This is a genomic window from Marinomonas gallaica (genome assembly GCF_001639745.1).
Classification (GTDB): Bacteria; Pseudomonadota; Gammaproteobacteria; order Pseudomonadales; family Marinomonadaceae; genus Marinomonas; species Marinomonas gallaica.
In genome coordinates this window covers 25,406-47,830 of record NZ_LTAX01000001.1, presented here as the reverse complement: position 1 = coordinate 47,830, position 22,425 = coordinate 25,406, and the positions used below count along the sequence as shown (strand labels likewise).

Genomic DNA, 22,425 nt, shown 5'->3' with positions numbered 1-22,425 from the left:
TATTGTGATAAAGTCCGCGGCCCAAATTTATTTGCTTGAGTGAGGTTGTTGGAGTGTATTGCGGATTTGACTACGGTACGTCTAATTGTGCGTTGGGTATTCTTGATAGCAATGGGCCAAAGCTGGCGGCACTAGAAGGCAGTAATCTGTATTTACCTTCGACTGTGTATGCATTAAGTCGAGACTTTATTACTGAGGCCGTAGCGAAAGGCTTGAGCGACACATGGCGTACGGCTTTTATTGAAAGTCGCAAGGGAATTCTATCTCGTGCTCGCCGTTTTCGGATTGAAGAAGATTACGAAGCTGACGATCAAGTCTTGTTTTATGGTCGTGAAGCATTCGCTGAATACTATCAATTTCCAGATGAAGGCTATTTTGTTAAGTCGCCGAAATCTTTCTTAGGGGGCTCTGGTCTGCGTGCTGAACACATTCAATTTTTTGAGGATGTGGTTACCGTTATGATGATGAATGTCAAAAAGCGCGCCGAGCAGAGTTTACAGCAAGCGCTTAAGCACACTGTTATCGGTCGTCCGGTGAACTTCCAAGGTCTTAATGCGGAAGAGAGTAATCAGCAGGCGCTAGAGATTCTAACGGTCGCGGCTCAACGAGCGGGTTTTGAAAGTGTGGAATTTCAATATGAGCCGATTGCGGCTGGGTTGGACTTTGAGCGTCACCTTGAGCAAGATCAAACCGTTTTAGTTGTCGATATTGGTGGTGGTACCAGTGACTGTGCGATGGTGCGTATGGGGCCTGACTATCGTGATAAGTTAGATCGCGCAGGCGACTTTCTAGCGTATACCGGTGAGCGCGTAGGTGGTAATGATCTTGATATTCAGTTGGCAGGGCGTCAGATTATGCCGTTATTTGGTATGGGGGCGGATCTTAAGACCGGTTTGCCAATGCCGACACAAATATACTGGAACGCTGTAACGACCAATGATGTGACGGCTCAAGCAACCTTTAACAGTTTAGAAACAAAGCAGCAAATAGAACAGTTGCGTTTAGATATGGCTAAGCCTGTGCTACTGGATCGCTTCAAATTCATGCGTGAGCATAAGCATAATTTTCACATCGTGAAGGATGCAGAAGAAGCAAAGATTCGCTTATCAGAAGCCATCCAAATGCAAATTGACCTAAGTTATATCGAATCGGATTTAATCTTGAATCTGCAAAGAGAGCAGTTGGCCGAGGCGATAGTGCATCCTGTCGAAAAAATGATTGCTTTAATGAAAGATGCGATTGCTCAAGCAGGAGAGCGACCAGATGTGATTTATATGACGGGAGGTTCGGCAAAATCGCCCGTGATTCAAGCGGCGATCCGCGAAGAAATTGGTGATATTCCGTTGTTAGATGGCGACCACTTCGGCAGTGTTGCCAGTGGTCTTACGGTTTGGGCTGATCGAATCTATCGCTAACCAACTAGGACTAGGTGGTGGGTAACTCACTTAGTCCTTTCCATCGTGCGTACAAAAGCCCCAAGCAAAATAGTCCTCCACCTAATAAGGCCTCGCTCATTCCGATGGGCCATAATGTTGGGTGAAACCAATGTGTCACGCCTGATGTGAAATAGAATAAGCTAATAAAACACACGCCAATCGCACCTTTATAACTACCATTAATGCTCCCCCACAACGACAACAGCAATGGTAATAACACGGCACTCAGTAATATTAAAGGGTGTTGTAAGGGGATCTCAGAAAGTACTAAATGCCACCATGAGATAACCGCAATTAAGCCTAGATGGTTAAGAATCAAAACGGGTTGATAATGTTTGCAGAGTGTTTTGTAGTGTTTTTTTTCTTGCTGGGTAATTGAGAAACGCTTGGCCATGGTGAGCTCGTTCAATGTAATAAGTGAACTATAATAATCGCTAATAGTTCACTCATCATTGATGTAAGTCGCGTGATTGACTATTTCTTCAGCCGAATCGCTAATTCGGCTAGGCGTTGCCCTTGAGCTTCGCACAATGCGATTTCGTCATCACTCATGCCAGTGTACTGAGTATGCGGGGCAAAGTGAGTGACACCATAGGGTGTGCCGCCTGTTGCAGTGGCAATTAATGCTTTGTTCTTGTAGGGCAGGCCTGCCCAAATCATGCCGTGATGGAGTAAAGGGATCATCATCGACTGGATTGTCATTTCGTGGCCGCCATGCATGGTGCTAGCACTGGCGAAGCCACATGCGGGCTTATCCGCGAGCTGGCCACTCATCCAAATGGGGCTGGTCTGATCGAGCATTAGTTTCACAGGGGCTGCCATGCTGCCAAAGTAGGATGGAGAGCCAATCGCTAAGCCATCACAGTTGGCAATGTCATCTAATTCACAATATGGGTAGCCGTCATCCGGCAGGTTTGCGCTGGTTTGCTCATGATTAAACGATGCTTCAGCTAGCTGGCGAACGTTAACATCGACCCCCGGCACACGTTGTGCGCCACGTGCAATATGCTTAGCCATGGCGGCAACGGAACCATGACGCGAGAAATAAACAACAAGAATATTGGCTGTGCTCATGCGAATAGCTCTAGTACCGATTCTGGTGGGCGGCCTATTTTAGCTTGCTCATTGTGAACAACAATAGGGCGTTCAATTAGCTTTGGATTATTGACCATTGCAGCAATCAGCGCCTCTTCATTATGTTCTTCTTTGAGGTTGAGCTCTTTGTAGATATCTTCTTTTGTGCGCATTAGGTCACGTGCAGAGTTCATCTGAAGATGGCTTAAGAGTGCAGTAATAGTATCTGCGGAAGGGGGTGTTTGGAGGTATAGAATGACGTCGGGAGTAATGCCTTTTTGCTCTAATAGAGCAAGTGTTTCGCGTGACTTTGAGCAGCGTGGATTATGGTAAATGGTGGTCATACGTGGCCTCAATAAGTAGTTGAGTAAGTGGTCAGTATGGCGTGCAACGATGTAAGCGAAGACACGCAGAGCGTAAAAAGCAGAATGAGGATTCCTCATCCTGCTTTTGATTTTGTTACGCTAGTTTCGTCATTAAGAACTCGATTGCGTTTGCTTTGGCAATGTCTTCACCTTCACCAGTAGCGCGACTCTTGTATTCAAGTGTGCCTTCTTTTAGGCCGCGATCGCCAACAACAATGCGATGAGGAATGCCGATCAGTTCACAGTCAGAAAATTTAACACCAGGGCGTTCTTTGCGATCATCAAGAAACACATCAATGCCTTTGGCTTGAAGCTCAGAGTAAAGCGCTTCACATTCTTCGCGAACTGCTTCAGATTTTTCGTAGTTCATGCCAATGATAGCGACCGTGTAAGGGGCTATCGATTGTGGCCACTTTATGCCTTTGTCGTCAAAGTTCTGCTCAATCGCTGCCGCTACTACACGAGAGACGCCTATGCCGTAACAGCCCATGTGCATGACTTGTGCTTTGCCGTTTTCATCTAGCACGGTTGCTTTCATTGATTCTGAATAAGTCTGACCTAATTGGAATATATGGCCGACTTCGATGCCGCGTTTAATAACAATTGTGCCGTGGCCATCTGGAGATGGGTCGCCTTCAACCACATTACGAATGTCTGCAACGTCAAACTCGTCACAGTCACGTGCCCAGTTAAGACCAACGACGTGATAGTCATCTTTGTTGGCACCGGCACAGAAATCAGAAAGAACCGCTGCTGAGCGATCAACGACGACACGAATGCCTGCCGCTTTAAGGCCTTGTGGGCCAATCGAACCCGGCTGGCAACCAATTTTGGCAACGATGTCAGATTCAGAGGCAAATTCAAACGGTGTGACCGCACCTTGAATTTTTTCAACTTTAATTTCATTGATTGAGTGGTCACCACGAAGTACCAAAGCAATAATGCTTGGCTCCCCAGCCTCATCGAGGCCTTTGATCAACATGGTTTTGATGGTTTTCTCAACAGGAAGGTCTAACAGTTTTGCTACGGCTGCAATGGTTTTGCAGTTAGGTGTGTAAATTTCTTTCAATTCTTCTGTTGGTGCATCCGCGGCTTCTTTTAGGCAAACAGCTTCAGCAAGCTCAACGTTGGCAGCAAAATCTGATGAGTCGCTGAAAGCAATATCATCTTCGCCTGAATCGGCCAATACATGGAATTCATGTGAGTACGCGCCACCAATAGAGCCTGTGTCCGCTAGTACTGGACGGTAGTCTAAACCGATACGGTTAAACACTTTGCAGTAGGCATCGTGCATGATGTCGTAGGTTTGTTGCAGCGATTCTGTTGACGCATGGAAAGAGTAGGCATCTTTCATCAAGAATTCGCGTGAGCGCATCACACCGAAGCGCGGACGAACCTCGTCACGAAATTTTGTTTGAATTTGGAACACATTTAGAGGCAGTTGCTTGTAGCTGCTTAATTCGTTACGTGTGATGTCTGTGATGACTTCTTCATGTGTTGGGCCAAGGCAGTAGTCGCGATCATGGCGGTCTTTTAATCGAAGCAGTTCTGGACCGTATTTCTGCCAACGGCCTGTTTCTTCCCAAAGCTCAGCTGGTTGAACGCCCGGCATGATTACTTCTAGGGCGCCAGCCTTTTGCATTTCTTCACGAACGATGGCTTCTACTTTTTTAAGCACTTTGACACCAGTAGGCAGCCATGTGTACAGGCCTTTCGATACTTGGCGAATCATGCCAGCACGAATCATCAGTTGATGGCTTGCTACGACAGCATCTGATGGTGCGTCTCGTAATGTAGAAAAAAGATAGTTGCTTGCGCGCATAATTTGTCGTCTTTCAATAAATAAGTTATTAACTTAACCCGCAAAGCGGAATTCAATTTGGCCTTTGTTTTCAACATCTAAGGCAAAGATGCCGCCAGCTTGAGGGAATTGCTCAAGCTCGGCGTCAGTTTGTGCAGCACGACAGGTGGTAACAAACAGAGTGTTCATGTCTTTGCCGCCAAATGCCACCATGGTGGGGTATGTGGCAGGCAAAGGGTACTCGGCAAGAATGTCTCCTGTTGGGCTAATTTTGACCACACGTTGACCTTGATACAGCGCTGACCAGTAGTTGCCTTCGCGGTCAACTGCAGCGCCATCAGGTCGGCCATTTCCTCTAGGGAATTCAATAAACGTACGCTTATTAGACGCTTGGCCTGTTGAAACGTCGTAGTCGAACTGGTACACGATATGATTCGGCGTATCAGAGTAATACATGGTTTTTTGGTCAGGCGAAAAAGCTAAGCCGTTAGATGTCCAAGCTGCTTGATCGAGAAGAGATTGTTGGCCCTGCTCAAATTGGTACAGCCCACCTAGAAAAGCGTCTTTCGGTGAGTACATTGTACCGGCTAGGAAACGACCTGCGGGATCGCAGCGACCATCATTAAACCGTGTTGTTTTTTGATCGTAATCCGCCTGCCAGTATAGTGTCAGGGGACTGTTAAAATCAGAAAAAGTGTAGACGCCCGAGCGAAAGGCCGCAATAAAGCCGCCGTTTTCTGCTAATGAGAAACAACCGATTTCCTCGTCGAATTGACGAACTGAATGATCACCAGAAACGGTATTGTAGGCGTGTAATTCGAAGGAATCGATGTCAACAAAGTAAAGGGTCTGAGTTTTTTCATCCCAGCGAGGGCACTCTGCGAGTTTGGCTTGTGCGTCCAAGACACAACGCATATCCATCATGGGAACTCCAAGTCGTAGGGTAGAATTAAAAATAGAATGCTATAGTGCTTATGTAAGGCCACAAAGTAAATAGGAAGTCAGATACATGTTTGAATTAGACGCGGTTTTAGAAAAAGATTCGGTATGGGTTGGGAATTTTCCGCTGAGTCAGTTACGCCTTATTAATAACCGAAAAGCGCCTTGGTTTATTCTTGTCCCTATGCGAGAAGAGGTAGAAGAGATTCACCATCTTGATGAAAGTGATCGTTTGCAATTGATGGCAGAAAGTTGCCTTGTGGCGGAAACGATACAAGACATATTTATACCAGATAAGCTAAATGTTGCCGCCATTGGTAACAAGGTAAGGCAGCTTCACCTTCATCATGTTGCTCGTTATGAGCAAGATGAGTGTTGGCCAGAGCCGGTATGGGGGAATATCTCCAGTGAACCCTATACTGAGACAGAGTTGGCCGAGATATTGCAAAAAGTAACAGGTCTGCTTGCAGATGAGCTTGTATAAAAGTACAAATAGTAGCCAACTTGCTTTAGGTATATGTTATTGGTTCTCTAAAGTAATACACGGATGCAAATAGGAACAGTTGATAGAAAGGGTGGCATCAGAATGAGTCTAAGACGCAAAAAAAAAGCCATTGGTAAAGTTATAAAGTTACTTAACCTAGCAACCTCTACAAACTCAAGTGAATCGTCGATGGCGTTGCGTCATGCTGAATCGATTATTTTGCAAAATGGGCTTGTACAAGGTGACATTCCGATGTACCAACTTTGCGATCGAAATATGCTATTTAAGGTGAGCTGGAATGGTGTGCCTCGACACGCCAAGGTATCACGCCCTGTCGTTACTGAGTCCCATGCGCAGCGCCGTTTTAGTGAAAGGCCTGCCGACCCTAATAGAACCTATGCAAACGCTCGCACGATATTAGATGATTTTGAAGAAGGTCTTAATTTCAATGATTCTTCTGAGTCATTTATGGAGACCAAGGTGTCTTCTTCACAGGATGATCAGCAGCAAGAGTGTTGTTCTGAGGCTCCTGTAGACGAACTTCAAGATCCTTTTGACCAAGCTGATATAGATGATCTTGAAAATGAGTCTTTTGATAGTGATGAAGGCTTTGTTTCACAAGAAGATAAGTCATTTAACCAAACTGATTCAATGAATTGCACAGCCTTTGAATCGAATATGATGGATTCTGAGAAACAAGAAATTATCGATAATGTGGCGAGCGAAACGGAAAAAATGGACTCTCAAACTGTTCACAATGAAACGCATGTTGCAGACGAAGCTGCAGGTCAGTCTAACGATGAGCGCGTTTACTCTCATGATAATGTGATAAATGCTGCGAGTGCGTTTAGACCAAGTGGCGAGCAGTTCAAAGAAACACTGCGTAATCAGTATTCCTCAAGTAATCCAGATGTGCCTTTTGAAGAAGATTCATATTGGGCCAAAGTACATGGTTTGCTTATGGATTTTGATGAGTCTGATATGCTGGTTGAAATTGACGGTCTTGAGGGGCAGTTGTCTTTAGCGCAAGAGTCACTGAAAGAAAAACGTAGCGAAAGAGTGACAGTGGAGCAAGAAGAGCAGCGAGAGCGCTCAGAGCGTGCACGTATAGAGCAAAGTTTTGAAGAGGCGATGGAGCGTGCTTTTCAGGCTCGGGCGCGGGCTTATGAAGTGTGGGAATCTAAACGTTCACAGATGCGCATGGATTCGATGCGTGCTGAGCAAGACGCGCAACAAGGTTTTCAGGAATTATCAGATCGTCTCTCTCACCGCAAAGACCAGTACACTCAACACTTGCAGTTAAAAGAAGATTATCGGGCCGCTAAAATTATGCATGAGCTACGCCGCCATTTGGCGTTAGCAGCGCGTGGCGATGAGCAAGCCAAGGCGTCTTACGAGACTGTTATCTCTATCATGTCTGAAAGTGGGTTAAGCCTACGTGATCTAGAGTTTTCAGATATTCGTAATAAAAGTTTATTCATTCGCTTACTAGAACGAGAAAGTGCGCAGGTTTCAGATGTTCATCAGCGAGAGTTGTATACAGAGGAAATGCTGGACAAGTTTTTAGTCATGAGCCGTCAAGAGAAGCCATCTAAGCCATCTGAAAATCCTGTCGAGCGGGTAGAGCGTTTGCTTAAAGGTATTGAAGGTGTTGGGCACTTTGAAAGTCAAAAAGTCATGGTGCAAGTGCTAAAGTTGATGGAAGATCACCAAATTAGTGTGCGTGATTTAGATTATGCCTGCATTAATAAGTATTCCGTCTTCATTTGTCTTATTAACTGGGAGGCTGAACAAATTCACTCTTTATCTGAGCGCGAGCAGTTTACCTCTTCGATTCTTGAGGAATATGTGCAGCATTCTGTGCAGCACCCAAAGTCTTCGCAAAAAGCCTAAAATGCTTTTTATCAAAACAAGCCCCATTGGTTGTCAGTCAAGTGGGGCTATTTTGTACGCTTAATGTGCATTGATATTATGAATGTGCAGTATATTTACTGAAAATTTTGGTTTTGTCTTTTAAAGCCAAGGCGCTTCTTTTAACATTCTGCTTCCCCATAAAAGTATAAGTACTCAGCAGGAGAGGCGCATGAGCATTATTAAACAGGACGATCTGATCGACAGTGTCGCAGATTCTCTTCAGTTTATTTCTTATTACCATCCCTTAGATTTTGTAAACGCTGTTCATGAAGCTTATGAGCGTGAAGAAAGCCAAGCGGCAAAAGATTCCATGGCTCAGATTCTTATCAACTCACGTATGTGTGCAGAAGGTAAGCGTCCAATTTGTCAAGATACGGGCATTGTTACTGTATTCGTTAAGGTAGGTATGAATGTTCAGTGGGAAAGCTCTATGAGCGTCACTGACATGATTAATGAAGGTGTGCGTCGTGCTTACCTTCATCCAGACAACGTTTTACGTGCTTCGATTCTTGATGATCCTGCTGGTGCTCGTAAAAATACCAAAGACAACACGCCGGCTGTGATTCATATGGAAATTGTCCCAGGTGATACGGTTGAAGTGCATGTGGCAGCAAAAGGCGGCGGTTCTGAGAACAAATCTAAACTCGCAATGCTTAACCCATCGGACTCGATTGTTGAGTGGGTTAAGAAAACGGTTCCAACTATGGGCGCTGGCTGGTGTCCGCCAGGTATGTTGGGTATTGGTATTGGTGGCACGGCAGAGAAAGCCATGGTTATGGCAAAAGAATCTCTAATGGAGCCTATTGATATTCATGAACTGAAAGCGCGTGGGCCACAAAATCGTGTTGAAGAGCTTCGTCTTGAAATCTTTGAGGCCGTGAATAACCTTGGTATTGGTGCGCAAGGTCTAGGTGGTTTGACAACCGTTCTTGATGTGAAAATTATGGATTATCCAACCCATGCTGCGTCATTGCCTGTTGCCATGATTCCAAACTGTGCCGCCACGCGTCATGCGCACTTTGTTCTGGATGGCTCTGGTCCTGCGGACCTTGTGCCGCCTTCTTTAGATGATTGGCCTGATATCACTTGGGAAGTGGGCGACAGTGTTCGTCGCGTAAACCTTGATGAAGTGACACCTGAAATGGTGAAAGACTGGAAGCCGGGTGAAACTGTGCTTCTAAATGGCAAAATGCTGACGGGTCGTGATGCGGCGCATAAAAAGATGGTTGAAATGATGGCCAACGGCGAAGAGTTGCCTGTGGACCTTAAAGGCCGCTTTATCTATTACGTTGGTCCAGTGGATCCGATTCGTGATGAGGCGGTTGGTCCTGCCGGCCCAACAACGTCTACACGTATGGATAAATTTACCCATACAATGCTTGAGAAGACGGGGCTTTTAGGCATGATTGGTAAGGCCGAGCGTGGCCCAGCCGCGATTGAAGCTATTAAAGAGTTCGGTGCCGTTTACCTGATGGCTGTTGGTGGCGCGGCGTACTTAGTATCAAAAGCGATCAAGAAAGCAGAAGTGGTTGCATTTCCGGAAATGGGCATGGAAGCCATTTACGAGTTTGATGTGGTGGATATGCCGGTAACCGTAGCGGTTGATTCGGCAGGTACGTCTGTTCATTTAACGGGTCCTGCTGAATGGAAGGCTAAAATTGAAGCGCAAGTGCTTGAAGTGAAATAGTGCTTATTTAGCGTTTGTTACGATAACACCTCGCTGACGAATGTCAGTGGGGTGTTTTTTTAGACCAATACGTCAGCTCAATTGCAAACATTGTCAATTCTTTGAAAAGAGGGGTTTAATTGTTCGTCTACTACCATATTATCTAATAGTCAAATAACTTTACATTTTAAGGGCCGATTATGGTTAAGATGCTTTTAGCAGACGACGATGCTCGTCTATCGGATTTGGTTAAAGAGTACTTCGATGGTGAAGGGTATGAGGTTACTCATGCATGGAATGGGCAGGAAGCATTGGATTATATGGAACAAGATCGCCCTGATATTGTTATTTTAGATGTAATGATGCCAGTTCTTGATGGTTTTGAAACGCTTAAGCAGATCCGAAATAAGTGTGCGATCCCAGTCATTATGTTGACAGCGAAAGGGGACGATATCGACCGTATTCTAGGGTTGGAGATGGGGGCTGATGATTATTTGTCTAAGCCTTTCAATCCTCGTGAGCTGTTGGCTCGAATTAAGGCTATTTTGCGCCGCTCTTCTCAGGAAAGAGAAGACGACCCGATGTCTGATTTATCTTTGTCTGACGTGTTATTAAGACGCCGTGACCGTACGGTTTATCTAAATGACGAAGCGATCGAGTTGACTACTTCTGAGTATTCGCTACTAGAATGTATGATGATGGTGCCTGGGCAAGTGTTAACCAAGCAGGATCTATCTGAAAAAGCGCTGGGTCGTAAGTTGACCATGTATGATCGCAGCCTAGATATGCACATAAGTAACTTGCGCAAAAAAGTTGGTAGCTTCGAAAATGGCGAGCCACGAATTAAAACGGTTCGTGGTGTTGGATACATCTTTGTGGATGGAGAAGAAGGCTAGCCGACTGATGCTGGTTGCCTGATTGTATGAAAAATACATTTTTACGAGTCTTTTTAGTTGTACTGTTTTCTAACATGATTGTCGTTGCAATTGGTTTGGGGGTGGTCGATTTTGTTGAAGACCGTGACCAAGTGTCGGCTGATGTGTTAGGTGATATTGGTGTAAGCTTGGTATCCACTTATGAGAAGAGTGGTACGAGCGCACTTCAAGAGCAGGCACGGCAATATGAGCAGCAATTACAGGGCAGTATTTTTATTTATCAAGAAAATGGGCGCCCTTTATTGCGTCCGTTGCCACGTAATTTTCGCGAACAATCTTCCATTGACAGTGATACGGAGTCGAAGGAGGATCAAAAGGCGTCTGCTGATGCGCGCCGTAGTCAGTTTATTCAGGTAATTGGCGCCAGTAATGTTCAATACCTTCTGGTATTTCGACCACAGGATAATAATGATGCCATTAGTCCGTGGGCTATTGCGCTATTGTCCTTGCTCGGGCTGTTCGTCTCCAGTGGAATCTTAGCATATTGGTTGATGGGGCCTTTGTTAAAGCTTCAAAGAATCACGCGTTCATTTGGCCAAGGTGATATGACGGCGCGTGTCGACGATCGTTTGGTTAAGCGTAACGATGCTATTGGTAATCTGGCGCGTGAGTTTAATGAAATGGCAGGGCGCATCGAGACACTGTTAAGCTCTAAAGAGCGTTTGTTACGTGATGTGTCTCATGAGCTACGTACGCCTTTAGCTCGAATTGAAGTGGCATTAACCATTGCGGAAGACAAGCATGGTATGCCTACGCAGCAAAGTTATCTCGACCGTATTCGTAATGAGTTGCATGAGTTAGATGAGCTTATTGGTCAGGTGTTGACACTTTCGCGCCTTGAGGCCGCTTCCATGCAAAAAGGTGAGATTGACGTGCAGGTGTGGTTAGGTGATATTGTAGCCGATGTACAGTTTGAGTCTCAGTTGCGGGGTATAACCATCGAAAAGACGGGTGACTTACCTAAAACTTTACATGGTGACTCTGTGCAATTACGCCATGCAGTTGAAAATGTACTGCGAAACGCGTGCTTCTATTCTGGAGAAGGTTGTAAGGTCGAAGTCTGTTCTAAGGAAGTGGATAAGCGAGCGGTCATTTCTATTAAAGATAATGGACCGGGTGTAGCAGATGAAATGCTGGAAAAGATTTTTCATGCGTTTTTTCGTTCATCGTCGGCGCGTGAGTCAAACAGCGGCGGTTTCGGTGTTGGGCTAACCATCGCGAAACGAATTGTTCAGGCGCATAATGGCGAAATTCAAGCTTTTAATCGCCCTGAGGGTGGTTTAGAGGTCAGTTTCTGCTTGCCGTTAACGGGCAAATAAACGATTTATACGATTTTTCTTGCATCTGTCGCTTTACCCTGTAGTATTTCGCACCGCAAGTTGGCCAGACAGTCGCCGCTTTAGCCTTGTGCTAGAGGGGAGGAAAGTCCGGGCTTCGCAGGGTAAAGTGCCAGGTAACGCCTGGGGGGCGTGAGCCTACGGAAAGTGCAGCAGAAAATAAACCGCCTAAGCAGCTTGCTGCCGGTAAGGTTGAAATGGTGCGGTAAGAGCGCACCGCGCGACTGGTAACAGTTCGTGGCAAGGTAAACCCCACTTGAAGCAAGACCAAATAGGAACTCATTGGTGTGACCCGCACTGAGTTCGGGTAGGTTGCTAAAGACGTGCAGTGATGTACGTATTAGATGAATGACTGTCCACGACAGAACCCGGCTTATCGGCCAACTTGCACATTTTCCTTCCAGATTGATCTCAATCCTCAGTTTTTCGCCAATAAAACGTACTGAATGACCAAATAGTTCGCCTTGTGCGAATTTTTTTTGGTTTTTTTTTATCTATTTGAAAAATTAGTGTTAAATTGTGGGGGAGAGTGTCGATAAGTGGGATATGGGCATGTTTAGAGGAATTCATCAGGTAAGTGTGGACGCTAAGGGGCGGATGTCTCTGCCGGCGCGCTTACGCGACGAATTCCTCCAATACGATGAAGCTGGACTGATTGTTACCATTGATCCGATGTCAAGATGCTTGCTGCTGTATCCATTGCAAGAGTGGGAGCAAATCCAAGAGAAATTAGATCGCCTACCAACATTTAATCCGCAAGCAAGAAGATTGCAGCGTTTGTTGGTGGGTCACGCAACCGATTTGGAGCTTGATAGTGCGGGGCGGGTGTTATTGCCTAGTCCGCTGCGAGAGTTTGCCAAAATTGAACGCAAATCCACCCTGTTAGGTCAGGGTAAGAAACTAGAAATTTGGGGCTTGGAAGAGTGGGAAACTCAGCGAGAAGAGTACCTGTCCGAAGCCACGTTAGAAAACTTAGAACTCGATACTTTGATGGATATCTCACTATGACAGAAACAACGCCAGAACATATCAGTGTCATGCTGAATGAATCGGTAGACATGCTTGTAACCGATACAGCAGGAACCTATGTCGATGGAACGTTTGGCCGTGGTGGACATACGCGTTTGGTGTTATCGCGCCTGACGACAGGAACAATGCTTGGTTTTGATAAAGATCCCGTTGCAATAGGACACGGTAAAGCACTTGAAGCCGAGGATGAGCGTTTTACGATTGTGCAAGACAGTTTTGCCAACATGGCTGAGCATATTCAGGAAGTGTTTGGTACTGATAAAGTCGACGGCATTATGATGGATTTAGGTGTTTCGTCTCCTCAATTAGACGACGCTAGCCGTGGTTTTAGTTTTATGAACGATGGCCCGTTGGACATGCGTATGAATCCAGATGTGGGCATGAGTGCAGCACATTGGATTGCGGTCGCGAAAGAGAAAGAGATTGCCGACGTGATGTATCAATATGGTGAAGAGCGTTTCTCTCGTCGTATTGCTCGCGCGATAGTCGAAAAGCGTTCACAAACACCGATTACCACCACCACGCAATTGGCTAAAATTGTTGCTGAAGCACATCCCGCTTGGGAGAAAGGTAAAAACCCAGCGACTCGCGCATTTCAAGGGATCCGAATTTTCATTAATAACGAGCTAGGTGATCTAGAAGAGGGCCTGGAAGCGGCTGCTAAAGCACTAAAAGTAGGTGGTCGTCTGGTCGTCATCAGTTTTCATTCACTAGAAGATCGTATCGTTAAGCAATTTATGAAAAAGATGTGTAAAGGGCCGGATTTACCGCGCCATTTGCCGATTCAAAACGCGCATTTAAATATTCACTTTAAGACCATTGGCAAGGCGACCAAACCTTCTAAAGGGGAAGTGGATGATAACGTTCGTTCACGCAGTGCCGTGTTGCGTGTCATGGAGCGCGTCAGTGAATGAGCCAATGGCAAAGCATCTATCGTTTATAGGAGCACTTGTGCTGCTAGGTGTTATGGCGATTGTATTGGTCATTCAAGTGTATGACTTTCGCAGGGATTTTTCGTATCTGCAGAAGTTAAAAAAAGATGAAGTGAATTATGAGGTGGTTTGGGGGCAGCTATTGTTGGAACAAAGCGCCCTGACCCAGCCAAGTCGATTGGAACAAGCGGCTATAAAGGATTTAAAGATGCGTGCTCCTACCCCTGAAGAATTGGTCATAGTGAAGCCATGAACACAAACGAACACAATTTTTCACCCAGCAAATGGCGTCTATATCTTGTCTACGCCATCGCCTTCGCTTTGTTTTCCGTTGCCGCAGGGCGTTTGTTCTATTTAACGGTGCTTGATAAAGAGTTTTTGCAAAACCAAGGCGAAATGCGAGCTGTTCGTACTGAATCCATTCCTGCTACTCGTGGCATGATCTTAGATCGTAATGGTGAACCGCTAGCGGTTAGTACCCCGACTTGGACGGTGATTGCTAACCCTAAAATGTTATGGGGTTTAGATAAAGACCCAGAGAACTTATCAAAGCCTGTTGGCGAGCGCTTGTACCCAGAGAAAGAAATCAAACGCTTAGCGGATGCAATGGGCGTCGGATCGGCATTGTTGAAAGAGCGCTTTGAGATAAACCGTAACAAAGGGTTTATGTATTTAAAGCGTCAGGTACCGCCGCCAGAAGCAGAAGTTATCTTAGAGGCCGACATCGTTGGCGTGAGCAAAATCAAAGAGTACAAGCGCTTTTATCCTGCGGGTGAGGTGACCGCTCAGGTGGTTGGTTTTACCAATATTGATGACAAAGGGCAGGAAGGCATTGAGCTCGCCTACGAGCAGGCTCTGCAAGGACAGCCAGGTAAGATCTCTTACATGAAAGATCTTAAGGGCAACATTATTCGCACGCTGGGACAAGAAGTGCCAGAGCAAGCGGGTGAAAATATAGAGCTAAGTATTGATATGCGTCTTCAATACATGGCCTACCGTGAGCTGAAAGCTGTGGTGACTGAGCAGCGTGCAAGCTCTGCGTCAGCCGTGATTCTTGACGTGCGCACAGGTGAAATATTGGCGATGGTTAACCAGCCATCATTCAATCCCAATGACCGATCTAATTTAGAGCCTGACGAGTTGCGTAACCGAGCTGTCATTGATTTATTTGAGCCAGGCTCAACCATGAAACCTTTTTCTGTGACGGCCGCATTGCGCTCGGGTCAATATACGACTGAATCTATCATTGATACAAACCCCGGTTATTTGCGTTTTGGTCGTTACACCATTCGCGATTTTAGAAATTACGGTGACATTGATTTAGAAACATTGTTGGTGAAATCGAGTAACGTCGGGACCTCTCGTATCGCACTGTCGTTACCACAAGACACGATTTGGAATATGTTTTACGAGTTGGGTGTTGGCTCACCTGTGGGTCTTGGTTTTCCAGGTGAAGCCACCGGCAAGCTGCCGATGCATCCTAAGTGGCATCCGTCTGAAATCGCAACCTTGTCTTACGGATACGGTTTGTCGTTGTCGACTTTGCAGCTTGCGCAAGCCTATATGACGTTGGCAAATCACGGTTACAAAGTGCCTGTTACTCTGTTCAAACAAGATATTCCGCCACAAGGTGACCAAGTAATTCCTGCCAATATTGCGCAAGACGTTGTGCATATGTTGCAAGCCGTTGTTACGAAAGGCTCGGGGAAAAAGGCTCAGATTCCCGGCTACAATGTAGCAGGTAAAACAGGTACGGTTCACAAAGTGGGATCGGGTGGTTATGAATACGATCAGTATATTTCGTTGTTTGCGGGTATTGCGCCGGCAACGAATCCGCGACTGGCGATGGTGGTTATGGTAAATGACCCCAAAGGTCGTAAATACTATGGTGGCGAAGTTTCAGCGCCAGTGTTTTCACGCGTAATGGAAGGTGCGTTGACTACCTTGAATATTCCGCCGGATCGTCCTGAAGGCCTACGGGAAGTTCGCTTGGACAATACGAATAAGGCGTCGCATCGAATCGTACAAGGAAACTAAAATGTTTACCTTTGAGCAACTTCTTGAGTGGCTTGACCTTGAGAATGGTTGGCAAATTAATCAGTGTGAGTATCGGTCTTTAGAGACCGATTCTCGTTTAGCGACCTCTGAAACAGTATTTGTGGCGCTCCCTGGTGTCTCTAGTCATGGCTGGGATTACTTGGATCAAGTTGCAGATAATGGTTGTCACATAGCGCTTGTGCCTGCTGGTCTGAATCTTCAGCACAGCAGATTGACCTTGATCGAAGTGGATGACATTGAGTTAGCGCTCGCAACGTTAGCGCGTCATGTCTATGGTCCTGTTCCTGCTCACATTGTTGCGGTCACGGGGACGAATGGCAAGTCCAGCATTTGTTACTATGTGGCTCAATTAGCAGAAGCTGCTGGTGTGCCGAGCGCCATGATAGGTACTTTTGGTATAGGCTCTCTGCACGATCTGCAAGAAGCTAAACAAACCACACCTGATTTGCTTACCTTACACAAACTTTTATCCTCCTTTGCAGCGCAAGGTATTGAATTGGTTGCGTTTGAGGCATCTTCCCATGCATTAGATCAAAACCGCTTGGCTGGTGTGCCAGTGTCAACAGCGATTTTCTCAAACCTTACTCGTGACCACCTTGATTACCATGGCTCTATGACGTCTTATGCTCAGGCTAAGCGACGTCTATTTGAGTTCGAAACTTTACAGCGCAGTATTGTTTGCACTGACTCGGATTATGCAGATTATATGGCGCACGGGAGTGTCGCGCCAGTGTGGCGTTATTCGTCTCAGGCTACTTCGGGTGTAGAGTTTGGGGTGAGTGATAAAACGTTTTGCCAGACGGGTTTGCAGCTCTCAATTAAAATACATGCTAATCGTTACGATGCTTTTTTGCCGTTACTTGGTGAGTTCAATGTACAAAATGCCTTGGCGGCACTGGCTGCCGTATTAAGTGAAGTAAAACACGAAGCTAGGTTGGTGAAGGCGCTTAGTGGCTTGAAAGGTGCGCCAGGCCGAATGCAGCCCTGCAAAGCGGAGCACGCGCCTTTGGTTTTAGTGGATTACGCGCATACGTCTGATGCTTTGGACGTGGCGTTAAGGGCGATTCATGATCATGCGAGTGGTCGAGTGATTTGTGTCTTTGGCTGTGGTGGAGATCGAGATAAAGGCAAGCGTCCTTTGATGTTGGCCGTGGCACAGCAGCAGGCGGATTACGTGTGGTTGACGTCGGATAATCCTCGTACTGAGTCACCGCTGGCTATTATAGACGATGTATTGACGGCGTTAGATTCGAACCTAGCACCTGTATCGGTAGAAGTTGATCGGCGCAAAGCGATTGCCCAGGCCATCGCCTTGGCGGCACCGGATGACATTGTGTTGATTGCGGGTAAAGGGCACGAGACCTACCAAGAGATTAATGGTGTACGTCACCACTTTGATGACTGTGAGGAGGCGCGTAACGCGCTCAATACGTATGTTGAAAACGCTTAGATTATCAGAAATTGCAGCAGAAGTAGGCGGCTCACTAATTGGGTCGGATGCACTCATTGCTGGTGTTTCAACAGATTCTCGCGATGACTTAGAGGGCAAACTGTTTGTTGCGTTGGTAGGTGAGCGCTTTGATGGACATGACTTTTCCGAGCAGGTAATTGCCCTGGGGGCGTCTGCGGTCTTGGTCAGTTCGTCTGTGAATGTAACGCCACGTATTGAAGTGTCCGATACGGGCGCTGCCTACGCGACAATTGCTCGCATGCAGAGACGTTTCTATAAGCATCCCGTGGTTGCCATTACAGGTAGTAATGGCAAAACCAGTGTTAAAGATTGGCTGGCAAATGCCTTAGCTCAATCGACCAAAGTTTTGAAAACTCAAAGCAACCTTAATAACCAAATTGGTGTGCCAAAAACTCTTCTTCAGCTTCAGTCAGACGATCGGTTTGCGGTTATTGAAGCGGGTACAAGCTTTCCAGGCGAAATTGAGAGACTAGGCACTAGCATTGAAGCAGATGTTGTGGTGTTGACCAATGCCAGCGGTAGTCATTTATTGGGGTTTGGTTCCATTCAAGGGATTGCTGTTGAAAAGGGCAAGCTGATAGAGACGTCTAAACCCAATGCGACGGTAGTTCTTAATGCTGATGACCCTTCTTTTGACTATTGGCAAAGCTTACTTGGGCCGCGTTCATTGCTGTCGTTTTCATTTAATAATGACTGTGCCACCTTGTTCGCTAAGCAAGTAAATGAAAGTGTTGATGGATCCACGACTACGTTAGTTTACAATCAAAACACCTACCAGTTACAGCTTGACCGACCCGGTCGACATCATGTTGCGAATGCGATGGCCGTGGCACTGGCGATGTTGGCGTTAGGGTTTGAAGTAATGGATGTTTTGTCGAAGCTTAAGCACCCTGAGCAAGTCCCTGGGCGGATGGAGCTTTTGACGGGAAAAAATGAAGCCGTCATCATTAATGATTGTTACAATGCCAGCCCAAAATCGGTTGAAGCCGCGATGGATGTATTGGCGCTGTATAAAACGCACTCAAAATGGATGGTTTTGGGGGCGCTTGGTGAATTAGGTGACTTAGAGCAATCCATACATGAAGGGCTGGGTGTCTATGCTGCGAAAGCTGGCGTTGATCACTTGGTGACCATTGGTTCAGTGGCAGGTTTTGCTGTCAATGGCTTTGAAAACAAAAAACGATCAGAGCAATTGTCTCATCGTTGTGAAACCAAACACGAAGCGCTTGCTCTCTTGCAGGCACTTAATCACGAACATGTCATTTTGGTGAAAGGCTCTCGTTCGGCCAAAATGGAAGATATTGTTAACGCTCTCAAAAATTAGGAATTGGCCTAACCATGCTACTGCTTTTAACAGCTTACCTTAGCAAGTATTTAACGTTTTTTACTGTCTTTAACTATCTATCGTTACGTGCGATTTTAGGAGTGTTGACGGCTTTATTTATCTCCCTATTAATCGGTGGCAAAGTCATTCGTTTATTGCAACGTTTGCAGATTGGTCAAGCAGTGCGTGACGATGGTCCTCAGTCTCACCTAAGCAAGGCGGGCACGCCGACCATGGGTGGTGTGATGATCATTTTTTCTATTAGTGTCAGTACTTTGTTGTGGGGCGATCTAACGAATCCGTATGTTTGGGTGACACTGTTGACCATGATTGCTTTTGGTGCAGTGGGTTGGGTGGATGATTACCGTAAAGTGGTTGAGAAAAACTCACGTGGTTTACCCGCTAAATGGAAATACTTTTGGCAGAGTGTCTTCGGGTTATCGGCGGCTATTTACCTTTACAGTATTGCGCAAACGCCTGCCGAGACATCTTTGTTAATTCCACTTTTAAAAGACGTTGCTATTCCGCTAGGTATATTTTATGTGGTGTTCACTTACTTTGTAATTGTCGGTACCAGTAATGCGGTGAATTTGACCGACGGCTTAGATGGTTTGGCGATTTTACCAACGGTATTAGTCGGTGGTGCATTAGGTTTATTCGCTTACTTAACAGGTAACATAAAATTTGCCGAATACCTATTGATTCCCTACGTCGGTGGGACCGGCGAGTTGATCGTGTTTTGTGCTGCGTTAGTGGGCGCTGGCCTTGGCTTCTTGTGGTTCAATACCTATCCGGCTCAAGTATTCATGGGGGATGTAGGTGCCTTGGCTTTGGGGGCTGCACTAGGGGTGATTGCAGTCATTGTTCGACAAGAGCTGGTTTTGTTTATTATGGGCGGCGTCTTTGTTATGGAGACTGTGTCGGTGATTTTGCAAGTGGCTTCCTACAAGCTTACTAAACGTCGTATTTTTCGAATGGCGCCTATCCACCATCACTTTGAGCTAAAAGGCTGGGCGGAACCAAAGGTTATTGTTCGTTTCTGGATTATCACTGTGTGCTTGGTGTTGATCGGTATTGCCACACTTAAAGTAAGGTAGTCGCATGTCTCTTATTTCTTCGGATCGCGTTCGTGCAGTGGTGGGGCTTGGTGTCAGTGGTGTGTCTACGGCGCAATTTTTGGCAAGTAAGGGGCTGGATTTTTACGTAGTAGATTCTCGTGAAAATCCCCCAGGGCTTGATCAGGTTAAAGCTATTTGCCCTGCAGATCGAATTTTTACAGGCAGTCTAGAGCATTTAAAGACACTCGGAGCGACGGAACTGTTTGTGAGTCCCGGTATTGCGTTGGCAACGCCAGTACTGCAAACGTTAGCTGAGCAAGGTGTTGCCATGCGTGGCGACATTGATTTGTTCCGCGATTACGCCAATGCTCCGTTTATTGCGATCACGGGGTCGAATGCCAAAAGTACCGTAACCACTTTGGTCAATGAGTTGTTATTGGCAATTGGTAAGCGCTCCGTGGCAGGTGGCAACTTAGGGCTGCCGGCGTTGGATCTATTAGCAGAAGATGTGGATTATTATGTACTGGAACTGTCCAGTTTTCAGCTTGAAACAACGCAAGGTTTGCAAGCTGATGTGGCGTGTTTGCTAAATGTGTCAGCAGATCATATGGATCGTTACGATGATCTATACAGCTATCAACGTGCTAAACAGCGTGTATACCGTGGTTGTAAGGCTGCGGTATGCAATAAGCAAGATATCCTAACGGCGCCTTTATTGGCGCAGAATACCCCTGTTCGAGCTTTTTCCAAAGGCAGCCCAGATCTAAAAGAATTCGGCATCTTGAAAGATGAAGATGGGGTGTGGTTATGTCATGGGGTTAAACGTCTTTACAACACCAAAGACATTAAGCTTAAAGGAGAGCATAACTATGCCAATGTCTTGGCCTGCTTGGCGATATTAGATGTGTTGAATCTCCCAATTAACACGCCGGAAGTAGCTGATGTATTGGCGCAATTTGCCGGTCTGCCTCATCGTTGTGAAACGGTTCGAGAAACAGAAGGCGTGGTTTACATCAATGATTCGAAAGGGACAAATGTCGGTGCAACCGTGGCGGCGCTGGAAGGCTTAGGCAATAAACAAGCGAAGCATATTCATCTGATTGCCGGTGGTGTGGGTAAGGGGGCCGATTTTGCTCCGCTTGCACCGGCTTTAGCAAAGTTTGTCAGTCACCTTTATGTTTTTGGTAAAGATGCGGACCAGATCATCGACATTATTCCATCACAGACTTCATACTCTGAACATACAGATTTAGTCGATGTGATGAATGCAGTGCAAAGTAATGTAGAGCGAGGTGATATTGTGCTTTTCTCTCCTGCATGTGCAAGCTTTGATCAATATAAAAACTTTGAAGCTCGTGGTGAGCACTTTCAAGCATTGGTTACTCAGCTATGAATATTCGCGAGTTTCTAGAACCTGTTTCCTATCAAGAGCTGCGTAAGGTCGATGCTGTCTTTATGGCATCGGTGGCTTGCGTTTTAGTGTTGGGAGTCGTCATGGTTTCTAGTGCGTCAATTTTTTTATCTGAAACAAAGTATGGCCACCCGTTTTATTTTATGGTCCGACAGCTTATTTATTTGATGATTGGCTTGGGTTTTGGCTACTTCATGATGTCGGTACCGACAGAGGTGCTGCATAAATATGGTGTGCCGTTAATGCTGTTCTCGTTGTTATTGCTTATCTTGGTGTTGGTGCCGGGGATTGGCAAAACGGTAAACGGTAGTCGGCGTTGGATTAATTTAGTGGTTTTCAATTTGCAGGCATCGGAAGTCGCTAAGGTCTGTATGGTGGTGTATGTCTCGGGGTATTTGGTGCGTCGAGCTGATCGTGTTAGGCAGCAGTTGATGGGATCAGGGATGCCGATGGTGGTGTCCTTTTTGTTTCTAATTTGTTTGCTGTTAGAGCCCGATTTTGGTGCCTCGGTTGTATTAATTGGTACGGTTATAGCGCTGCTTTTTATTGCTGGTGCACCTATTTATCAGTTCATTGGTTTGGTGGTCGCGGTCGTTGCGGCATTAGGTGTGGTTGCTGTATCGGAAAGTTATCGTATTAAGCGCCTGATGAACTTTATTGACCCGTGGGCAGATCCTTATAATGACGGTTACCAATTGTCCCAAGCTTTGATTGCTTATGGGCGTGGTGAGTGGTTTGGACTAGGGCTTGGTAATAGTGTGCAAAAATTAGCCTACTTGCCAGAGGCACACACAGATTTTGTGTTTTCGATTTGGGTCGAAGAAACGGGCATGTTTGGTGGTATGTTGTTGTTAGGTGCCTTTGGTTTTATGTTATCTCGGGCATTTAATATAGGGCAGAAAGCCATGCGTTTAGGGCGCTTGTTCCAAGGTTACATGTGCTTTGGTTTTTCAATTTTGATTTTGGCACAGGTCATTATCAATGTTGGGGTAAATACAGGTTTTCTTCCGACGAAAGGCCTAACACTGCCCTTAATTAGCTACGGTGGCAGTAGCTTGATTATTACGCTGGCCAGTTTGTTTGTTATTGCGCGAGTAGATATAGAAAATCGGCGTATTGAGCCTGAGTTAGACAAAGATGAAAAACGCTCGGATAAAGAGCGAATGATTAGGGAAACAGGGGACGCTTAGT

General features: G+C 46.0%; 20 protein-coding genes and 1 other RNA gene. 16 read left to right on the top strand and 5 right to left on the bottom strand.

Annotated elements, in window-relative coordinates; genetic code table 11:
• The first annotated feature begins 53 nt into the window (after positions 1 to 53).
• The gene (gene yegD, locus AYW76_RS00245; RefSeq protein ID WP_067214445.1) at positions 54 to 1,415 is read left to right on the top strand and encodes a molecular chaperone; all 1,362 of its coding nucleotides are present in this window, start codon (positions 54 to 56) and stop codon (positions 1,413 to 1,415) included.
• A 10-nt stretch (positions 1,416 to 1,425) separates the two neighbouring features.
• Here yegD and AYW76_RS00240 read toward each other — a convergent pair whose 3' ends face one another.
• From AYW76_RS00240 to AYW76_RS00220, 5 genes are all read right to left on the bottom strand, one after another.
• Complete coding sequence (locus tag AYW76_RS00240) at positions 1,426 to 1,830, bottom strand: DUF2069 domain-containing protein (RefSeq protein WP_067036924.1); 405 nt, start codon at positions 1,828 to 1,830, stop codon at positions 1,426 to 1,428.
• 80 nt (positions 1,831 to 1,910) lie between these two features.
• Positions 1,911 to 2,510, bottom strand: a complete 600-nt coding sequence (gene wrbA / locus AYW76_RS00235) for an NAD(P)H:quinone oxidoreductase (RefSeq protein ID WP_067036926.1) — start codon at positions 2,508 to 2,510, stop codon at positions 1,911 to 1,913.
• Complete coding sequence (gene arsC, locus AYW76_RS00230) at positions 2,507 to 2,854, bottom strand: arsenate reductase (glutaredoxin) (protein ID WP_067036928.1); 348 nt, start codon at positions 2,852 to 2,854, stop codon at positions 2,507 to 2,509. Before arsC ends, wrbA begins: the two co-directional genes overlap by 4 nt.
• A gap of 115 nt (positions 2,855 to 2,969) precedes the next feature.
• Positions 2,970 to 4,697 carry a proline--tRNA ligase gene (locus AYW76_RS00225; RefSeq protein ID WP_067214443.1) on the bottom strand — a complete coding sequence of 576 codons (1,728 nt, stop codon included), beginning with the start codon at positions 4,695 to 4,697 and terminating at the stop codon, positions 2,970 to 2,972.
• A gap of 33 nt (positions 4,698 to 4,730) precedes the next feature.
• Positions 4,731 to 5,600 (bottom strand): SMP-30/gluconolactonase/LRE family protein, encoded by an 870-nt coding sequence (locus tag AYW76_RS00220; protein ID WP_067214441.1) that lies wholly within the window; start codon positions 5,598 to 5,600, stop codon positions 4,731 to 4,733.
• A gap of 85 nt (positions 5,601 to 5,685) precedes the next feature.
• Between AYW76_RS00220 and AYW76_RS00215 the strand changes: the two genes are divergently transcribed.
• From AYW76_RS00215 to ftsW, 15 genes are all read left to right on the top strand, one after another.
• A complete protein-coding gene (locus tag AYW76_RS00215; RefSeq protein ID WP_067036934.1) occupies positions 5,686 to 6,099 on the top strand; it encodes an HIT domain-containing protein in 414 nt (137 codons plus the stop codon).
• A gap of 102 nt (positions 6,100 to 6,201) precedes the next feature.
• A complete protein-coding gene (locus tag AYW76_RS00210; RefSeq protein WP_067214440.1) occupies positions 6,202 to 7,992 on the top strand; it encodes a DUF2786 domain-containing protein in 1,791 nt (596 codons plus the stop codon).
• A 190-nt stretch (positions 7,993 to 8,182) separates the two neighbouring features.
• Complete coding sequence (locus tag AYW76_RS00205) at positions 8,183 to 9,700, top strand: fumarate hydratase (RefSeq protein ID WP_067214438.1); 1,518 nt, start codon at positions 8,183 to 8,185, stop codon at positions 9,698 to 9,700.
• Positions 9,701 to 9,879: 179 nt separating this feature from the next.
• Positions 9,880 to 10,575: a response regulator transcription factor gene (locus AYW76_RS00200; RefSeq protein ID WP_067036939.1), complete on the top strand. Its 696-nt coding sequence runs from the start codon at positions 9,880 to 9,882 to the stop codon at positions 10,573 to 10,575.
• 26 nt (positions 10,576 to 10,601) lie between these two features.
• The gene (locus tag AYW76_RS00195; protein ID WP_067036941.1) at positions 10,602 to 11,933 is read left to right on the top strand and encodes a HAMP domain-containing sensor histidine kinase; all 1,332 of its coding nucleotides are present in this window, start codon (positions 10,602 to 10,604) and stop codon (positions 11,931 to 11,933) included.
• A gap of 56 nt (positions 11,934 to 11,989) precedes the next feature.
• Positions 11,990 to 12,343: RNase P RNA component class A (gene rnpB, locus AYW76_RS00190), an RNA gene on the top strand.
• Positions 12,344 to 12,503: 160 nt separating this feature from the next.
• Positions 12,504 to 12,959, top strand: coding sequence for a division/cell wall cluster transcriptional repressor MraZ (gene mraZ, locus AYW76_RS00185; RefSeq protein WP_067037020.1), 456 nt, complete (start codon positions 12,504 to 12,506; stop codon positions 12,957 to 12,959).
• Complete coding sequence (gene rsmH / locus AYW76_RS00180; protein WP_067214436.1) at positions 12,956 to 13,894, top strand: 16S rRNA (cytosine(1402)-N(4))-methyltransferase RsmH; 939 nt, start codon at positions 12,956 to 12,958, stop codon at positions 13,892 to 13,894. Before mraZ ends, rsmH begins: the two co-directional genes overlap by 4 nt.
• Positions 13,887 to 14,165 (top strand): cell division protein FtsL, encoded by a 279-nt coding sequence (gene ftsL / locus AYW76_RS00175; protein WP_231872511.1) that lies wholly within the window; start codon positions 13,887 to 13,889, stop codon positions 14,163 to 14,165. The genes rsmH and ftsL overlap by 8 nt, the downstream gene beginning before the upstream one ends.
• A complete protein-coding gene (locus AYW76_RS00170) occupies positions 14,162 to 15,949 on the top strand; it encodes a peptidoglycan D,D-transpeptidase FtsI family protein (RefSeq protein WP_067214434.1) in 1,788 nt (595 codons plus the stop codon). The genes ftsL and AYW76_RS00170 overlap by 4 nt, the downstream gene beginning before the upstream one ends.
• Before the next feature lies 1 nt (position 15,950).
• The gene (locus AYW76_RS00165) at positions 15,951 to 17,420 is read left to right on the top strand and encodes a UDP-N-acetylmuramoyl-L-alanyl-D-glutamate--2,6-diaminopimelate ligase (RefSeq protein ID WP_067214432.1); all 1,470 of its coding nucleotides are present in this window, start codon (positions 15,951 to 15,953) and stop codon (positions 17,418 to 17,420) included.
• Positions 17,404 to 18,765 (top strand): UDP-N-acetylmuramoyl-tripeptide--D-alanyl-D-alanine ligase, encoded by a 1,362-nt coding sequence (locus AYW76_RS00160; protein WP_197467738.1) that lies wholly within the window; start codon positions 17,404 to 17,406, stop codon positions 18,763 to 18,765. Before AYW76_RS00165 ends, AYW76_RS00160 begins: the two co-directional genes overlap by 17 nt.
• Before the next feature lie 14 nt (positions 18,766 to 18,779).
• Entirely contained in the window at positions 18,780 to 19,862 is a 1,083-nt protein-coding gene (mraY, locus tag AYW76_RS00155; protein ID WP_067036949.1) for a phospho-N-acetylmuramoyl-pentapeptide-transferase, read from the top strand.
• A gap of 4 nt (positions 19,863 to 19,866) precedes the next feature.
• Positions 19,867 to 21,216 carry a UDP-N-acetylmuramoyl-L-alanine--D-glutamate ligase gene (gene murD / locus AYW76_RS00150; RefSeq protein ID WP_067214430.1) on the top strand — a complete coding sequence of 450 codons (1,350 nt, stop codon included), beginning with the start codon at positions 19,867 to 19,869 and terminating at the stop codon, positions 21,214 to 21,216.
• Positions 21,213 to 22,424 carry a putative lipid II flippase FtsW gene (gene ftsW, locus AYW76_RS00145; RefSeq protein ID WP_067214428.1) on the top strand — a complete coding sequence of 404 codons (1,212 nt, stop codon included), beginning with the start codon at positions 21,213 to 21,215 and terminating at the stop codon, positions 22,422 to 22,424. Before murD ends, ftsW begins: the two co-directional genes overlap by 4 nt.
• Position 22,425 lies beyond the last annotated feature (1 nt).

Bases quoted from the DNA above. Each gene is read 5' to 3' on its own strand.
- rsmH (WP_067214436.1), top strand. From the start codon at position 12,956: ATGACAGAAACAACGCCAGAACATATCAGTGTCATGCTGAATGAATCG.
- AYW76_RS00240 (WP_067036924.1), bottom strand. From the start codon at position 1,830: ATGGCCAAGCGTTTCTCAATTACCCAGCAAGAAAAAAAACACTACAAA.
- murD (WP_067214430.1), top strand. From the start codon at position 19,867: ATGTCTCTTATTTCTTCGGATCGCGTTCGTGCAGTGGTGGGGCTTGGT.
- AYW76_RS00200 (WP_067036939.1), top strand. From the start codon at position 9,880: ATGGTTAAGATGCTTTTAGCAGACGACGATGCTCGTCTATCGGATTTG.
- AYW76_RS00195 (WP_067036941.1), top strand. From the start codon at position 10,602: ATGAAAAATACATTTTTACGAGTCTTTTTAGTTGTACTGTTTTCTAAC.
- AYW76_RS00160 (WP_197467738.1), top strand. From the start codon at position 17,404: ATGTTGAAAACGCTTAGATTATCAGAAATTGCAGCAGAAGTAGGCGGC.
- AYW76_RS00205 (WP_067214438.1), top strand. From the start codon at position 8,183: ATGAGCATTATTAAACAGGACGATCTGATCGACAGTGTCGCAGATTCT.
- ftsW (WP_067214428.1), top strand. From the start codon at position 21,213: ATGAATATTCGCGAGTTTCTAGAACCTGTTTCCTATCAAGAGCTGCGT.
- wrbA (WP_067036926.1), bottom strand. From the start codon at position 2,510: ATGAGCACAGCCAATATTCTTGTTGTTTATTTCTCGCGTCATGGTTCC.
- AYW76_RS00220 (WP_067214441.1), bottom strand. From the start codon at position 5,600: ATGATGGATATGCGTTGTGTCTTGGACGCACAAGCCAAACTCGCAGAG.
- AYW76_RS00170 (WP_067214434.1), top strand. From the start codon at position 14,162: ATGAACACAAACGAACACAATTTTTCACCCAGCAAATGGCGTCTATAT.
- AYW76_RS00210 (WP_067214440.1), top strand. From the start codon at position 6,202: ATGAGTCTAAGACGCAAAAAAAAAGCCATTGGTAAAGTTATAAAGTTA.
- AYW76_RS00225 (WP_067214443.1), bottom strand. From the start codon at position 4,697: ATGCGCGCAAGCAACTATCTTTTTTCTACATTACGAGACGCACCATCA.
- AYW76_RS00165 (WP_067214432.1), top strand. From the start codon at position 15,951: ATGTTTACCTTTGAGCAACTTCTTGAGTGGCTTGACCTTGAGAATGGT.
- AYW76_RS00215 (WP_067036934.1), top strand. From the start codon at position 5,686: ATGTTTGAATTAGACGCGGTTTTAGAAAAAGATTCGGTATGGGTTGGG.
- arsC (WP_067036928.1), bottom strand. From the start codon at position 2,854: ATGACCACCATTTACCATAATCCACGCTGCTCAAAGTCACGCGAAACA.
- mraY (WP_067036949.1), top strand. From the start codon at position 18,780: ATGCTACTGCTTTTAACAGCTTACCTTAGCAAGTATTTAACGTTTTTT.
- mraZ (WP_067037020.1), top strand. From the start codon at position 12,504: ATGTTTAGAGGAATTCATCAGGTAAGTGTGGACGCTAAGGGGCGGATG.